Annotated in this window: 16 protein-coding genes; 7 read left to right on the plus strand and 9 right to left on the minus strand. The window is 54.8% G+C overall.

Annotation, left to right across the window (positions count from 1 at the left end; translation table 11 throughout):
* Window positions 1–106: 106 nt before the first annotated feature.
* Entirely contained in the window at window positions 107–304 is a 198-nt protein-coding gene (locus LKE08_RS03170; RefSeq protein WP_324702744.1) for a heavy-metal-associated domain-containing protein, read from the minus strand.
* A 122-nt stretch (window positions 305–426) separates the two neighbouring features.
* Entirely contained in the window at window positions 427–1,281 is an 855-nt protein-coding gene (locus tag LKE08_RS03175; RefSeq protein ID WP_324702745.1) for an inositol monophosphatase family protein, read from the minus strand.
* Between the two features lie 129 nt (window positions 1,282–1,410).
* Here LKE08_RS03175 and LKE08_RS03180 point away from each other — a divergent pair, with 129 nt between their 5' ends.
* Together LKE08_RS03180 and LKE08_RS03185 are read left to right on the plus strand one after the other, a co-directional pair.
* Window positions 1,411–1,632 carry a type II toxin-antitoxin system HicB family antitoxin gene (locus LKE08_RS03180; RefSeq protein WP_324702746.1) on the plus strand — a complete coding sequence of 74 codons (222 nt, stop codon included), beginning with the start codon at window positions 1,411–1,413 and terminating at the stop codon, window positions 1,630–1,632.
* Window positions 1,633–1,657: 25 nt separating this feature from the next.
* Window positions 1,658–1,930: a type II toxin-antitoxin system HicB family antitoxin gene (locus LKE08_RS03185; protein WP_324702747.1), complete on the plus strand. Its 273-nt coding sequence runs from the start codon at window positions 1,658–1,660 to the stop codon at window positions 1,928–1,930.
* A 313-nt stretch (window positions 1,931–2,243) separates the two neighbouring features.
* Here LKE08_RS03185 and LKE08_RS03190 read toward each other — a convergent pair whose 3' ends face one another.
* The 3 genes from LKE08_RS03190 to LKE08_RS03200 all read right to left on the minus strand — a co-directional run bounded on the left by LKE08_RS03190 (window position 2,244) and on the right by LKE08_RS03200 (window position 4,838).
* The gene (locus tag LKE08_RS03190) at window positions 2,244–2,687 is read right to left on the minus strand and encodes an Hsp20/alpha crystallin family protein (RefSeq protein ID WP_324702748.1); all 444 of its coding nucleotides are present in this window, start codon (window positions 2,685–2,687) and stop codon (window positions 2,244–2,246) included.
* A 299-nt stretch (window positions 2,688–2,986) separates the two neighbouring features.
* Entirely contained in the window at window positions 2,987–4,504 is a 1,518-nt protein-coding gene (glpK, locus tag LKE08_RS03195; protein ID WP_324702749.1) for a glycerol kinase GlpK, read from the minus strand.
* A gap of 19 nt (window positions 4,505–4,523) precedes the next feature.
* Window positions 4,524–4,838 carry a hypothetical protein gene (locus tag LKE08_RS03200; protein ID WP_324702750.1) on the minus strand — a complete coding sequence of 105 codons (315 nt, stop codon included), beginning with the start codon at window positions 4,836–4,838 and terminating at the stop codon, window positions 4,524–4,526.
* 184 nt (window positions 4,839–5,022) lie between these two features.
* Between LKE08_RS03200 and LKE08_RS03205 the strand changes: the two genes are divergently transcribed.
* The 3 genes from LKE08_RS03205 to LKE08_RS03215 all read left to right on the plus strand — a co-directional run bounded on the left by LKE08_RS03205 (window position 5,023) and on the right by LKE08_RS03215 (window position 7,562).
* The gene (locus tag LKE08_RS03205) at window positions 5,023–5,565 is read left to right on the plus strand and encodes an LptA/OstA family protein (protein ID WP_324702751.1); all 543 of its coding nucleotides are present in this window, start codon (window positions 5,023–5,025) and stop codon (window positions 5,563–5,565) included.
* Window positions 5,566–5,658: 93 nt separating this feature from the next.
* Window positions 5,659–6,387: an LPS export ABC transporter ATP-binding protein gene (gene lptB / locus LKE08_RS03210; protein WP_324702752.1), complete on the plus strand. Its 729-nt coding sequence runs from the start codon at window positions 5,659–5,661 to the stop codon at window positions 6,385–6,387.
* Entirely contained in the window at window positions 6,384–7,562 is a 1,179-nt protein-coding gene (locus LKE08_RS03215; protein ID WP_324702753.1) for an LptF/LptG family permease, read from the plus strand. The genes lptB and LKE08_RS03215 overlap by 4 nt, the downstream gene beginning before the upstream one ends.
* 52 nt (window positions 7,563–7,614) lie before the next feature.
* Here the strand turns inward: LKE08_RS03215 and LKE08_RS03220 are convergent, their stop codons facing one another.
* Complete coding sequence (locus tag LKE08_RS03220; protein ID WP_324702754.1) at window positions 7,615–7,743, minus strand: hypothetical protein; 129 nt, start codon at window positions 7,741–7,743, stop codon at window positions 7,615–7,617.
* A gap of 347 nt (window positions 7,744–8,090) precedes the next feature.
* On the minus strand, window positions 8,091–8,705 hold the full coding sequence (locus LKE08_RS03225; protein WP_324702755.1) for a Uma2 family endonuclease: 615 nt from the start codon (window positions 8,703–8,705) through the stop codon (window positions 8,091–8,093).
* Window positions 8,706–8,986: 281 nt separating this feature from the next.
* On the opposite strand from LKE08_RS03225, the gene LKE08_RS03230 reads away from it, so the two are divergent.
* Both LKE08_RS03230 and LKE08_RS03235 read left to right on the plus strand, forming a co-directional pair.
* Window positions 8,987–9,466: a GNAT family N-acetyltransferase gene (locus LKE08_RS03230; RefSeq protein ID WP_324702756.1), complete on the plus strand. Its 480-nt coding sequence runs from the start codon at window positions 8,987–8,989 to the stop codon at window positions 9,464–9,466.
* Between the two features lie 2 nt (window positions 9,467–9,468).
* On the plus strand, window positions 9,469–11,868 hold the full coding sequence (locus tag LKE08_RS03235; protein WP_324702757.1) for a GH116 family glycosyl hydrolase: 2,400 nt from the start codon (window positions 9,469–9,471) through the stop codon (window positions 11,866–11,868).
* Window positions 11,869–11,959: 91 nt separating this feature from the next.
* Here the strand turns inward: LKE08_RS03235 and LKE08_RS03240 are convergent, their stop codons facing one another.
* A complete protein-coding gene (locus tag LKE08_RS03240; protein ID WP_324702758.1) occupies window positions 11,960–12,520 on the minus strand; it encodes a hypothetical protein in 561 nt (186 codons plus the stop codon).
* Between the two features lie 793 nt (window positions 12,521–13,313).
* Window positions 13,314–13,727: a DUF3119 family protein gene (locus LKE08_RS03245; RefSeq protein ID WP_324702759.1), complete on the minus strand. Its 414-nt coding sequence runs from the start codon at window positions 13,725–13,727 to the stop codon at window positions 13,314–13,316.
* Between the last annotated feature and the right edge of the window lie 241 nt (window positions 13,728–13,968).

Here is a 13,968-nt window from a genome sequence, read left to right on the forward strand (position 1 = left end):
AAAAGCTGTAGGGGCAAGCCTCTGCGCTTGCCCAAATGAATGAAAAAAAGCTGTAGGGGCAAGCCTCTGCGCTTGCCCATTTCCTCAAAAAATGCGATCGCACCAATTAAGATTCGGTGGTGTGTCCGGCTTTGGCGATCGCGGCGCGGATGTCCTCCTCGGAAGCATTGCCGTCAATGCTGACCAATTTTGTATTCAAATCCACATTGACATCGGCGTTGCCGTCAACGTTGTGAATGGCTTTGGTGACGCTGTTGGCGCAGGCGTCACAGACCATCGAGGGAACTTTCAGTTGTATGGTCATAATCCTCCGTGAGTCGAGTTTCTTTTATCTTGCAGGAAAAATGGATTTCGTGCGGAACCGATCGCATTTAATTTTAAATTGGCATCCGCATCGTACAGGCAAGATGCCCGTGCTACACGATTTTAACCCCCACAGGCGGCGAGTAAATCCCGGTGAATCGCTTCCGATGCCGCCACGATCAATCCGGGCCGGCTGTAATCCTCGCAGGCGTGGAGGGGAGGGAGGGGCGAACCGTCCGAGGTGGTGACGATGCAGCCGGCTTCTTTTGCCATAAACGCCAATAACGCCCCGTCGATAAACTTACCCGCCCGAATCGCCGCCCCGCACAGGTCGCCGCCGAACATCCCGTTTATATTGGGGATTTGGCGATCGCTGGAATAGTCCATTTCCACATCGACGGCGGTGTAGCGATCGCCCAGACGGGACTTGAGGTGACTCATCCCGACACCCAACAGGACGGCGGACTTTAAAGGTTGAATTTTTAAGGGCGTACATTGGTCGAAATCCACATTCAGCGCACCTTTAAAAACCCCCTCTCCCCGGAAGGCGTAAAAATAGGTATTCTCGCCGGGAGAAATCGCCAGGGCGGCTTCAAATTCATCCGCGTTCAAAACCCCCAACAAAATCTGATAGTTGGAGTGTCCGTCGAGATAAAATTTGGTCCCGTCGATGGGGTCCAGGGTGACGAGGTAATCGCCGGGGGGGCCGAGTTCGGTGCTGCGAAAATATTTGGTATTGGGAGAGCGATCGAGTTCTTCTCCATAAAAACGGATATCCGGAAATGTGCCCAGCAGCACCACTTCCACAAAATTTTGAATCGACAAGTCGGCATCGCTGAGGGCTTGGGCAAAAAAATTATCGCCTTCCTTGACGGGGAGGGCAGTAATTTTGGGTTGGATGAAACGGGCGTAAGCCGCCGCGGCCCGCAAGGGGGGCAGCAGGGTTTCTAAGATTTGTCTGGGCGATGGTGTGGACATGGTTCGGATGGTTGATAGAGGGCGATCGGTCTGATTGTATAAAACCACTTTCTCGCACATCTGACAAGGGAGATGTTGCATGAACGATGCTATAATCGAATCAATTTAACAATCGACCTCAAATTTCCCATGAAAACAAAAACATTGACTGCCATCATTTATAAAGAAGATGATCTGTATGTGGCGGAGTGTCCGGAAGTCGGAACGGTCGATCAAGGGGAAACCATAGAGGAAGCGATCGCCAATCTCAAAGGGGCGACTCGGCTTTATCTTGAAGAATGTCCCCGAGAAGAAATTCGCCCCGGTTCACCGCCATCTCCGGCAAGGTCAATCCAAAATAATTTGAGCTAAAATAACAAGGTAAAGAGGTTCGCTGATGAGCGTCAATTATATTTTAAGCCAATATATAGAGGCGGCTCTGTATCAAGCCATTTACGACAAGCTTGAGGACGGTACTTTCGTCGGCAAAATTCCTGCCTGCAAAGGCGTTATCGCATTTGAAAACACGCTGCGGCAGTGTGAAAATGAGTTGCGATCGACTCTAGAAGATTGGATTCTGTTGGGGCTGAAACTCGGTCACTCCCTGCCAATTATTGACGACATCAATCTCAACGAGGAGCCGATTCGTGAGCCGGTGGACACCCTGTAAACGTCGGGATTTTATCAAAAAATTGCGACGGCTAGGATTTGACGGGCCTTTTTCTGGAACTCGACATCAATTTATGGTCTTCAATGACAATCGATTAACCATCCCCTCTAACAATGAGTATTCTGTAGCTCAATTGCGGATGATGATTCGAGAAGTCGAGGAAATTGTCGATCGCTCCATTTCGTTTGAAGAGTGGGTTGATTTATAGACGATTGTCACCAGCTCCGATGTGTTCCTCAGCTTACCATTGAGAAACCGGGTTTCTCCAAACCATCCGAGAAACCCGGTTTCTAATTAACTACGATCGCACAATTTAGCCGATTTCAACTTTGACGACCTTATTCTTTTCTTCCTCGGCTTTGGGAAGCATTACATTGAGAATACCGTCTTTATATTCGGCTTTGACTTCCGAGTTTTTGATGCGGCCGGGGAGGGGAATCACGCGCCGGAATTGGCCGTAACGGAACTCCGTGCGAGTTTTACCGTTCTCCTCCGTTTTGGTTTCCGATTTGCGATCGCCGCCGATGGAAATCGCCTCGGCAGTCACCTCAATCTCGATGTCCTTTGCATCCATTCCGGGCACTTCCAACCGCAGTTCGTAGCCGTCCTCTGTTTCGCTCAATTCGGCGGGGGGAACGAACGCCAACCCCCGGCTATTGTCCCGGACGGTGGGGGTGATAAATTGGTCGAATAGCTGGTTGAATTCCCGCTGTAACGTATCGATTTCATTAAAGGGTTGCCAACGAACGATAGACATATCTCTCATCTCCTGATTAGCTTCAACTTTCATGTTTTAAGTGTAAGCTTTCCGCCAGAAGATCGCCGTTCGGTTTTGCGAACCAAACCATCCAAAACACCGTACTTTTGTGGGGGGAGTCGGGAGTCGAGAATCGGGAGTCGGGGGAGAGATTAAATTCGGGATACCGACCTTAAAAAGGAATGTCGGTCGGGTTCGGAACCGCAAAAACCGGCAGAATTGGGAGGGTTTGAAGCTGCCTTCCGCGATCGCCGCCCGACCGACCGTTATTCGGTTAACCGGATATCCCGGATATCAGATCAATCCACCCAGTCTTTCGCCCGGGCGATCGCCTTTTGCCACATTTCAAAATTATCCCGAGCCTGTTGTGTCCCCTCTCCCGGTTCAAACACGCGATCAACCTTTCGCCGTCCGATCAAATCGTCGTAACTGTCCCAAAACCCGATCGCCAAACCCGCGCCGAACGCCGCCCCCTGGGCCGTCGCGTCCAAAATCGCCGGACGTTCCACCGGAATCCCCAGCAAGTCCGCCTGGAACTGCATCAGGAAATTATTCCGGGAGGCGCCGCCGTCCACCTTCAGCAGGGAAATAGACGTATCACAATCCTTATTCATCGCCTCAACCACCTCGTGCACCTGGTAGGCGATGGACTCCAAAACGGCCCGCACCATGTGCTCCCGTCGCACGCCGCCGGTAATCCCCATAAAAGAACCCCGGGCGCTCATGTCCCAGTGGGGCGCCCCCAAACCGCTGAGGGCCGGGACGAAATAGACTCCGTTGGTGTCCGGCACCTGGCGGCACAACCCGTCCGTTTCCCCCGCCGAGTCGATCAGTTTAATGCCGTCCCGCAACCACTGGATGCAGGCCCCCGTGGTGAACATGGCGCCTTCGAGGGCGTAGTTGGCCTTCATCGGACCCCCGTTGCCGTCCCACGTCCAGGCCACCGTCGAGAGGAGTTGATTGTGCGATCGCGTCAGTTGGTCCCCCATCTGCGAAATTAGGAAACACCCCGTCCCGTAGGTACATTTGAGCATCCCCGGTTCCGCGCACCCGTGGGCGAACAGGGCCGCCTGCTGGTCCCCAAAAATGGCGGTGATGGGAATTCCCACCCCGAACAGATTCGGGTCCGTCTTCCCGAACAGCCCCATACTGGGCTTGATTTCGGGCATCATGGAAGCCGGAATGTCGAACAGTTTCAGCAGATCCGGGCTCCAGTCCCCCCGATCCAAATTCATCAACATGGTGCGGCTGGCGTTGCTGTGGTCCGTGGCGTGAACCTTGCCCCCCGTCAGCTTCCACAGCGTCCAAGTGTCCACCGTCCCCGCCAAAACGTTATCCCAGTTGACATCGGGTTTTTCCCGCTTCACCCAATCCATCAACCAGGACAACTTCGTCGCCGAAAAATAGGCGTCGAGGACCAGTCCCGTCCGTTCCTGAATCATCTCGGCTTTTCCCTGTCCGGCCAATTCCCGGCACATGGGGGCCGTGCGCCGGTCCTGCCAGACGATCGCATTGTGGAGGGGTTCCCCGGTGGTTTTGTCCCACAACATACAGGTTTCCCGCTGCACCGTCAGCCCGATCGCCTGGACCTGGGTGGGGGAAATGCCCGTATCCCGGAACACCCGCTGCATCATCTCGTAGAGATCTTCCCAAATCTCGTTGGGGTCGTGTTCCAGCCAACCCGGTTTGGGGTAATGTTGTTTGAGTTCCTTGTAAGCTTGACCCGCAATCGAACCTTCGGCATTAAACAGAATCGCCCGATTGCCTGTCGTACCCAGGTCAAGCGCCAGGATATATTGAGCGTTTGGTGTCGTCATGATTAATTATTCTGAAAACTTACAACAAGAATAGATGCGGGTCTGTTTCCAGATATACCAAAGCCGGCGTGCGATCGCGCCGTTTCTTACCAATTTGTGACATCTTTCCTCCCGCCGTGGGGGCAGTGCCTCTGTGCCTGCCCGAATGGGGTGTGGGGGAGCGGAGGGAGCGGAGGAAGCGGAGGGAGCGGAGGGAGCGGAGGGAGCGGAGGAAGCGGAGGAAGCGGAGGGAGCGGAGGAAGCGGAGGGAGCGGAGGAAGCGGAGGGAGCGGAGAAACAGGTTGAACATCTGCACCGCTTGGGAATCAATTCCCAAGCTAATAGCAAAAATCATCTGAAGATGATTGGGGAGTTTACAGATCTGATCAAAACTTTCCTCCTCTGCCTCCTCTGCCCCTGGAGCCCCTGGAGCCCCCTCCGCCCCAGTCCTGCATCTTTTCCGTATGGAGATAAAATAAAGGCACACAGAGCCTCTCAAAGATTTTCATTGTCGTCACTCGCCATTTGCATACGCCATCATGCTCACTGACCGACTGCCCAACCGACCGCTCTCCCAACTGGCGCTGATTCCGGCGATCGCGATCGCCTTCGCCACCGTCATTTTCACCGAAGCAGTCTTCGCCCCCTCCCCGAGTCGCGCCCAGACTGCCGCCGCCACCCCCCAAGCCCCCGGCCGCGCCATGACCGTCCGCTCCGACATCCAGGAAGCCGACGCCAACACGGGGATTGTCACGGCTAGAGGCAACGTGCAAATTGACTACCCCGCCCGCAACATCCAGGCCACCGCGGCCCAGGCCCAATACTTCAGCCGGGAGCGCCGCATCGTCCTCAGCGGCGACGTCTTCGTTTTGCAGGAGGGAAACAGCATCAGGGGAGAAACCGTCACCTATCTCATCGACGAGGGGCGGTTCATCGCCACCCCCGAAGGCGGCGGACAGGTGGAGTCCATTTATCTGGTCCCCGACGACACGGCCGGCCCCAAAACTGCGGACACCGAGCCCTTCAACCCCAAACCCGCCTTCAAAAATCCCTTGAGTTCTCCGTCGAGTCAGGCTCAGTAATCGGAGAATTTGAAAGGATTCGGCAGGAATGGCGATCGAACCGACGTGCTACCCTGGAGAGTCAGTCAACTTGTGGAATCCTGCTGAACGGCGATGAGAATTGTGCTGGAGAACATTCACAAAACCTATGGAAAGCGCACCGTCGTCAGTCGGGTGAACCTAGCGATCGCCCAGGGAGAAATCGTCGGCCTCCTCGGTCCCAACGGCGCCGGGAAGACCACCACCTTCTACATCGCCACGGGATTGGAAAAACCCACCCAGGGGAGCGTCTACCTCGACGATCGCGATATCACCGACTTGCCGATGCACAGGCGGGCCCGACTCGGCATCGGCTATCTCGCCCAGGAAGCCAGCATTTTCCGCCATCTCAGCGTCCGGGATAACATCCTGCTGATCCTGCAACAAACCCGCGTCCCCCGCCCCCTGTGGGAACACCGGCTCGACAGCCTGTTGCGGGATTTCCGCCTGGAAAAAGTCGCCTGCAACTTGGGCATCCAGGTGTCCGGGGGGGAGCGGCGGCGGACGGAACTGGCCCGCGCCCTGGCATCGGGACCCGAACCCCCCCACTTTTTGCTGCTGGACGAACCCTTCGCCGGGGTCGATCCCATCGCGGTGTCGGAGATGCAGGCGATCGTGGCTTCTTTGCGCGATCGCAACATGGGCATCCTGATCACCGATCACAACGTCCGCGAAACCCTGGCGATCACCGATCGCGCCTACATCATGCGGGACGGACAAATTTTTGCCTCTGGCGTAGCCGAAGAACTCTACAATAATCCCCTAGTGCGACAGTATTATCTCGGTGACAATTTCCAGTTATGAAATTATCGGTTTCAAAATCTCTAAATTCTGCCTCATTTCGACTCCCCAATTTATCAGTCCTGGATCGGTACATCATCCAAGAACTGATCCCCCCCTTTCTCTTTGGCGTAGGATTGTTCACCTCCGTTGCCGTCACCGTCGGCACCGTCTTTGAACTGGTGCGAAAAGTCGCCGAATCCGGCCTTCCGGTGGGCATTGCCTTTCAAGTCTTCCTGCTGAAAATGCCCGATTTCATCGTCCTCGCCTTCCCGATGTCGATGATTTTAACCACCCTGATGGTGTACGGGCGCCTGTCCAGCGACAGCGAATTGATCGCCCTCCGCAGTTGCGGGATCAGCATTTACCGCCTCGTCATTCCCGCCGTCATTTTCAGCTTCTTCGTCACCGGGCTCACCTTCGCCTTCAACGAACTGATCGTCCCCGCCGCCAACTATCGCGCCTCATACACCTTAGAAAGAGCCCTCAACCAAGACGAAATCCCTATCCGAGAACATAATATTTTTTACCCCGAATATCAGCGGGTACGCCTCCCAGATTCCGATAAAAAAGTCAACGTTTTGGTGCGGCTATTCTACGCGGAAGAATTCGAGAACGGCGAAATGCAGGGCGTCACAATCCTCGATCGCTCCCGAGAAGGCATCACCCAAATTATCTCCTCAGAAAGCGCCGTTTGGAACCCCACCCAAACCACCTGGGATTTCTACGAAGGCACCGTTTATCTCGTCGATCCGGACGGGTCTTATCGCAACATCGCCCGCTTCGACCACAAGGAATTGCACCTCTCTCGCGCCCCCTTAGATTTGGCATCCGACGATCGCGAATACGGCGAAATGAACATCGCCCAAACCCAAGAATACCTGCAATTGATGAAGATGAGCGGCGACCAAAAGAAGGTGATCAAAACCCAAGTCCGCATCCAACAAAAGTACGCCCTCCCCTTCGTCTGCGTGGTGTTCGGACTCCTCGGCGCCTCCCTCGGTTCCCGCCCCGGCCGCACCAACCGCGCCACCAGTTTCGGCGTCAGCGTCATGATCATTTTCGCCTATTATTTACTCTCCTTTATCACCGGCGCGATGGGTCAGAAAGCCATCCTCAGTCCGTTCATGGCGGCTTGGCTTCCCACCCTGTTGGGTTTGGGCGTCGCCGGTTTTTTCCTGTACCGGACTTCGGAGTGAAATTGTGGGGGCGTCATACGCTCCCAGAGCATTTCAGGAGTGATTCATTCAACTAACTCATGTAGCAGTTGGCTTTCACAAACTTTTCCGCCACTGCCGCCACCTCCGCGTTTTCCACATCGGGGGGATTCCAGGGCAATTTTATCTGTCCCGGCGAGGTTTTCTTTTTCCCTCGAATCACTTTCGGTAAAAACTTGCTGCCCCAGTGATATACTCTTTTCCCCCCTTTTTCCAAGGGGGGTTAGGGGGGATTCTCCGACTCTTTAAATTGACGGACGATCCCCCTAAATCCCCCTTCAAAAGGGGGACTTTGAGATCCGGCCCTCACCCCCAGCCCCTCTCCCAATTCTGGGCGAGGGGAGAATAAAAGTCCCCCAAAGTTGGGGGATTTAGGGGGCTTGAGATACTCGTAAAGCCCTCACCCCCAGCCCCTCTCCCAATTCTGGGCGAGGGGAGTCAAGTTGAGTCTTTTCGGTTTCTGAAACGAACTGCTATTCTTGTCAATGGCGGGACAAACCCGATCGCATTTCAACTCCAAACTCGACGCAAATCCAACACGAAACCGGGCAAAACGTCTTCACCGGATACCTCGGCGGGACTTGACAACACCTCCACCTCCAACCCCGGCCGATAAATTTCCGCCGTTCGATTTTGCGGATCGATTAACCAACCCAATTTCGCCCCATTATCCACATACTCCCGCATTTTTTCTTGCAGCGATTTTAGCGTATCCGAATCCGATCGCAACTCCACCACGAAATCCGGACAGATATTCGCGAAGGTTCCCTTTTGTTCCGGTGTGAGTGCATCCCAACGTTCCGGACTAATCCAAGACGCATCGGGGGCGCGAGTCGCACCATTGGGTAAAATAAACCCCGTCGAGGATTCAAAAACCTCCCCCGGTTCCCCCGCATTTCGCCACCAGAGATACAACTCTCCCGAAATCCTGCTATTGCGTTTTCCCGTTTCCCAACCCGTCGGCGGATTCACAATTAACTCTCCTTTCGCGGTTCTTTCTAATCTCAATTCGGGATTGGTTGAAGCCAGGTCGGTAAACTGTTCTTGGGTGACATGGAGTCGAATTTTTTTCGGCAAATTGAGCGATAAAGTTTCGGTTTCCGGTTTGGTATTTGTCCGTACCATCGTAACCTCTTCTATCCTAGAGAATTTTCCAAGGGACGATCCGACCCATTAATGAACCCATTTTATCCGATAGTTTTTCCGTTGGGTTGAGGTGCGAACCCAACTTACACAATTTAGAAGCGACTGGTGAGGAGTAGAAACCGGGTTTCTTTGAAGCGATCGCGGGAGAACCCGTCAACTCGGGTAGAAACCCGGTTTCTGATCAGTGGCGGGGGTCACAAAATAGAAAATTCGCCATTTCCCCGTAAAATAAATATGAGAATCCCGACCCCCCAATGTCCATGACCCCCACATCCGATCGCACCCTCCCAACCATCACCATTCGCCCCTACCGCGATCGCGATTGGGAAGGGGTCTGTCGGGTCCACGATCGCGCCCAACCCGCCGAATTCCAGGGGTCCTGCGACCTCCGGGGGATGCGACCCCTCGCCAAAAATCCCCACATCGCCAAGCTATTTCCCCTCTGCCGCAAGTTCGTCGCCTGCGAGGGCAAAAAAGTCGTCGGCATCATGGCGCTCTATGAGCGCTACATCATCCTCCTCTACATCGATCCCGACTACCAGGGTCGCGGCATCGGCGGGCGCCTGCTACAGTTGGCGATCAACCTCATCGGTTCCCCCACCTGGACGATTGTGATGGCGGGGAACCGAAACGCGATCGGCTTCTACGAAAAATTCGGGTTTCGCAAAGTCGAAGCCTTCGAGAATACCGTCTCCGGCTATCCCTGTACCTTCGTGCGGATGAAGCGATACAATCAATAGCCATGAAATACCCAGCACCCACCAACCACATCCCGCCCCACACCTGGAACCGTCCCATCGGACTGGGATGGGAAAACCCCTATACCGTCCGCTACGCCAGCAATTTGGACGATGGCCCCTGGCACGGGATGCCCTTGGGCGGGTTCGGGGCGGGTTGCATCGGCCGATCGCATCGCGGGGACTTCAACCTCTGGCATCTCGACGGCGGCGAGCACGTTTTTCGCACCCTCCCGGGCTGTCAATTCAGCGTATTCGAGGAGACGGAAGCCGGACGTCAGGCCTACGCCCTCTGTACGGAACCGCCCTCGGACGGCAGTTTATCCGCCTGGAATTGGTATCCCGCCTCGACGGAAACCACCTCCACCGGAACCTATCACGCCCTCTATCCCCGCAGTTGGTTCGTCTATGAAAATATCTTTCAAACTCAATTAACCTGCGAACAATTCTCCCCGGTTTGGGCGGGCAATTATCAAGAAACCAGCTATCCGATCGCCGTTTTTGAATGGGTCGCCCACAACCCCACCGACAAGTTAATGACCATCAGCATCATGCTGACCTGGGAAAATACCGTGGGCTGGTTCACCAACGCTTTGGACACCCCGCCGGTCACGGTTCGGGACGATGGCAGTCCCGTTTACGACTATCGACCCAAATGGGGGGATTCCCTCGGAAATTATAATCGCCTGGTGGAGGATTTCCACCGCGTCGGTTGCGTGATGAGTCGTTTGAATGTGGATGACGAGGTGGGGGAAGGCGACGGCCAGATCGCGATCGCCACCATCACCAACCCCGCCGTCGAGGTGTATTACCAAACCCGCTGGAACCCCAAAGGCACGGGGGCCGACGTTTGGGAGTATTTCGCCAAGGACGGGACCCTGCTGGATGAGGAAGACGAACAACCCGCCAGAGAAGGGGAACGGAGTGGCGTGGCGTTGGCGGTTCGGGTGATGCTGCGGCCGGGAAAAACCCGCAAAATCCCGTTTTTTATCGCCTGGGATCTACCCATCACCGAGTTTGAACGGGGGGTCAGCTACTACCGCCGCTACACCGACTTTTTCGGGCGGACGGGCCGAAATGCCTGGTCGATGATCCGGACGGCGATGAAGCATTCGGATACTTGGCTGGAGAATATCGAGGCTTGGCAAAAACCGATCCGCGATCGCGACGATTTGCCCCCGTGGTTCAAAATGGCGTTATTCAACGAATTGTACGTCCTCACCGCCGGGGGGACGCTGTGGACGGCGGCGGACGAGGAACAGCCCATCGGTCGATTTGCGGTGTTGGAATGTCTGGATTATCGTTGGTATGAGAGTCTGGACGTGCGGCTGTACGGGTCTTTCGCCCTGTTGATGCTGTGGCCGGAGTTGGAAAAATCGGTGCTGCGGACCTTCGCGAGGGCGATCGCAACTAGAGATCATACCCCCCGAATTATCGGCTACAATCAGGCCGAAGCCATCCGCAAAGCCGCCGGGGCGACTCCCCACGACCTCGGGGCGCCCAACGAACATCCCTGGGAAAAGACGAATTACACCAGCTATCAGGACTGCAATTTGTGGAAGGATCTGCCCTGCGATTTTGTGTTGCAGGTGTATCGGGATTATCAGTTGGCGGGGGATGACAATCTGGAATTTTTGCGGGACTGTTGGCCGGCAATCGTGGAAACTCTCGCCTATTTGAAAACGTTCGATCGCGACGGGGACGGCATCCCGGAAAATGGCGGGGCGCCGGATCAGACCTTCGATGATTGGCGGTTGCGGGGGGTGAGTGCCTACTGCGGCGGGTTGTGGTTGGCGGCGTTGGAAGCCGCGATCGCGATCGGGAAAATTTTGGCATCGGAATCGGAGGAGATCACCCCAAACCCCAAAGATGCGATCGCCACCTATCAAAATTGGCTGGAATTAGCCCAACCTATTTATGAGGAAAAGCTGTGGAATGGCAGTTATTATTGCCTCGACAGCGAAAGCGGTTCGGATGTGGTGATGGCGGACCAACTCTGCGGCCAATTTTACGCGGCCCTGCTCAACTTGCCGGATATCGTGTCCCGCGATCGGGCGCTCACAGCCCTGAGAACGGTTTACGAGTCCTGTTTCAAAAATTTTCATGACGGCAGATTCGGAGCCGCCAACGGCGTGAAACCGACCGGAGAAGCGGAAAATCCGGACGACACCCACCCCTTGGAGGTGTGGACGGGGATCAATTTCGGCCTGGGGGCGTTCATGATCCAAATGGGGATGAAAAACGAGGCGTTCCAACTCGCCGAAGCGGTGGTCCGCCAAGTCTACGACAACGGACTCCAGTTTCGCACCCCCGAGGCGATCACGGCGGCGGGTACATTCCGGGCCAGCCACTACCTGCGGGCGATGGCGATTTGGGCCATGTATGGCGCCGCGTGCACCTCATAGAAATAATGAGGAAAGGAAAGCGAGGGCAGAAGAAAAAATTTTTGAATTTACCCCATTCCCCATTCCCTATTCCCCATTTCCTATTCCCCAACTACCCGCGATCGGTAATATTCGCCCACTGCGGGAAGGAAGGCGGAAAGAAATTGATCTCGTAGCCGGAATCTTCCCACTCCTTCACCCACAGGGGGACTTTGCCGCCGTCGGGGGTGGAGGCGAAGAGTCGGGCTTCGATCTCGACGATGTAAAAGATCTGCTTTAGGGTGTCTCCTCTGTCCAAGGCATCGCTGAGGATTTCGTCCAATTCGGGATCGACTCGTTTGACCCGGGTTTTGTCCCCTTCGGTCCAGACCAGTTTCAGGGATTTCAGGCTGCGGGGACTCAGGGCAGTTTTGAAGTAGACCCGCTTCAGGGTGGCGACCGGCGCCAGACTGCGTTCGATTCGGCGAATTTGTTGCAGTCGGAGGAAGTGCCACTCGGCGAGGCGGAGTCTATCTTCGGGGGAGGCCACTCCTTTACTGGTGGCGTGTTTGAGGCCGTATCTGGCTTGGGAACAGCCGAGGTTGGCCAGCAAATGGATCAACTCTCGTTCTTTCGGCGTCGCCTGCCGCCTAACCAGAGTGTGAGTCGATTCCCGTCGTTTGTTCGTGTCCATCTAATCGGTTGGTTAAATTACGTCGGTTGTAAAATCCGGGTCAAAACTGCTCATTCTGAAGCACTTGACCCTCGCGGAGAGAAAGCGTCAGCCTTCCGGAAAGGCGACCGTGATGGAATGTCAATCCATTTTGCCGGATGCTGGCAGGCGATCCCGATTCACTCAAGTTTATCAGCCGTAGGCTGTCGGACCCGTTCATCAATGGCGATCGCGATCGCTGCGGCGGGGCAAAAGGATATTCGGCTTTTACTTGTGGACGCGGACAGAACAAATCGCGGGAGAATGAGGTTTCGGGCTCTCGGGTTTTCCCGAAAGGTCGGTGAATTCTCGCGGTGTATTCGAGAAGAACGCCCGACCGGTCAAAAAAGTGGGTGATTGCAACAGACCCCTTGAATTCTCAAAAACCGACCTGCAATAATCAACATAGACTCGCACACCTTGATAGATCGGAAACGTTCAATATGACTTGTCCGTAGTGTCCAAAGTCGTCCACTCGCCCCTAGTTTTTAGGGGAGTTAGTGAAAGCCATCAGGAAGTTAATCGATCGTCAGGGTCTTCTAGCATCGGGGTGCATCTCCTTTCCTCGAAAGATCTATGATTCTATTCTACTTTACCTCAAGTTGAGGGGACTTTCGCTCCACTAGGAGCAGCTATCTCAATGACCCAATGTTCTCACAGAAAACCTCCCGGTTTTCTGTGAGATTTTTTACGAAACGTGAAGCCCGCGATCGCGGTTCATTTGACCGGATTTTTGAACGAGTTGCAGTTAAAATATCTTAACTTCGCCGCTTTTTCATCCTTCTTTCGGGGGAGACTCTCGGGCGAAACCGCACCGTTCTTCCAAACAGGAACGCAGCATTTTGGGGTCGAACAGAACGGGCAGAAAGTGGATGCTGTTGACCTCTCGAAAGTAGAATAAAATCGGCACGGGCGGCCAAAAAATCTCCCAATTCAGCCACTCCCGATAGGGGAATCGCCGGATCAGCTTTCCGGAACGGCAGACATCCAAATCCGTCGGGGTAAATTGCAGGCGAATGGTGGCTGTCTGAAGGGTCAGAAACAGCCCGAACAGGGAAACGGGCAGGGCGACCCACTTTTGGACGAGAAACAGCGGGATCGAGCCGAGAACCAACACCAGGGGAATGGCGTAACTCGGCCGCAGTTCGACCACTTGGGGCAGTGGGGTGGCGGTGGGAGTGGTTGTCATGATTTTATATTTAACGATTGACTTCAATGTTAAAAAATATTACCAAATCCGTCCGGGAGAAGGGGGGAAGGGAGTCGGGAGTCGGGAGTCGGTATTAGGGAGTCGGGAATGGAGGCGGAGGAAGCGGAGGAGGCGGAGGAGGCGGAGGAGGCAGAGGAGGCAGAGGAGGCAAATTTATAGTCAGATCCGTACAAATTCCCCAATCATCTGAATATGATTTTGGCTATTAGCTTGGGAATTG

Origin of the sequence: Lyngbya sp. CCY1209 (assembly GCF_035615495.1) — a bacterium.
Classification (GTDB): Bacteria; Cyanobacteriota; Cyanobacteriia; order Cyanobacteriales; family Microcoleaceae; genus Limnospira.

Coding starts and splice junctions, on each gene's coding strand:
- LKE08_RS03170 (WP_324702744.1), bottom strand. CDS start 304: ATGACCATACAACTGAAAGTTCCCTCGATGGTCTGTGACGCCTGCGCC.
- LKE08_RS03175 (WP_324702745.1), bottom strand. CDS start 1,281: ATGTCCACACCATCGCCCAGACAAATCTTAGAAACCCTGCTGCCCCCC.
- LKE08_RS03180 (WP_324702746.1), top strand. CDS start 1,411: ATGAAAACAAAAACATTGACTGCCATCATTTATAAAGAAGATGATCTG.
- LKE08_RS03185 (WP_324702747.1), top strand. CDS start 1,658: ATGAGCGTCAATTATATTTTAAGCCAATATATAGAGGCGGCTCTGTAT.
- LKE08_RS03190 (WP_324702748.1), bottom strand. CDS start 2,687: ATGTCTATCGTTCGTTGGCAACCCTTTAATGAAATCGATACGTTACAG.
- glpK (WP_324702749.1), bottom strand. CDS start 4,504: ATGACGACACCAAACGCTCAATATATCCTGGCGCTTGACCTGGGTACG.
- LKE08_RS03200 (WP_324702750.1), bottom strand. CDS start 4,838: ATGATTTTTGCTATTAGCTTGGGAATTGATTCCCAAGCGGTGCAGATG.
- LKE08_RS03205 (WP_324702751.1), top strand. CDS start 5,023: ATGCTCACTGACCGACTGCCCAACCGACCGCTCTCCCAACTGGCGCTG.
- lptB (WP_324702752.1), top strand. CDS start 5,659: ATGAGAATTGTGCTGGAGAACATTCACAAAACCTATGGAAAGCGCACC.
- LKE08_RS03215 (WP_324702753.1), top strand. CDS start 6,384: ATGAAATTATCGGTTTCAAAATCTCTAAATTCTGCCTCATTTCGACTC.
- LKE08_RS03225 (WP_324702755.1), bottom strand. CDS start 8,705: ATGGTACGGACAAATACCAAACCGGAAACCGAAACTTTATCGCTCAAT.
- LKE08_RS03230 (WP_324702756.1), top strand. CDS start 8,987: ATGACCCCCACATCCGATCGCACCCTCCCAACCATCACCATTCGCCCC.
- LKE08_RS03235 (WP_324702757.1), top strand. CDS start 9,469: ATGAAATACCCAGCACCCACCAACCACATCCCGCCCCACACCTGGAAC.
- LKE08_RS03240 (WP_324702758.1), bottom strand. CDS start 12,520: ATGGACACGAACAAACGACGGGAATCGACTCACACTCTGGTTAGGCGG.
- LKE08_RS03245 (WP_324702759.1), bottom strand. CDS start 13,727: ATGACAACCACTCCCACCGCCACCCCACTGCCCCAAGTGGTCGAACTG.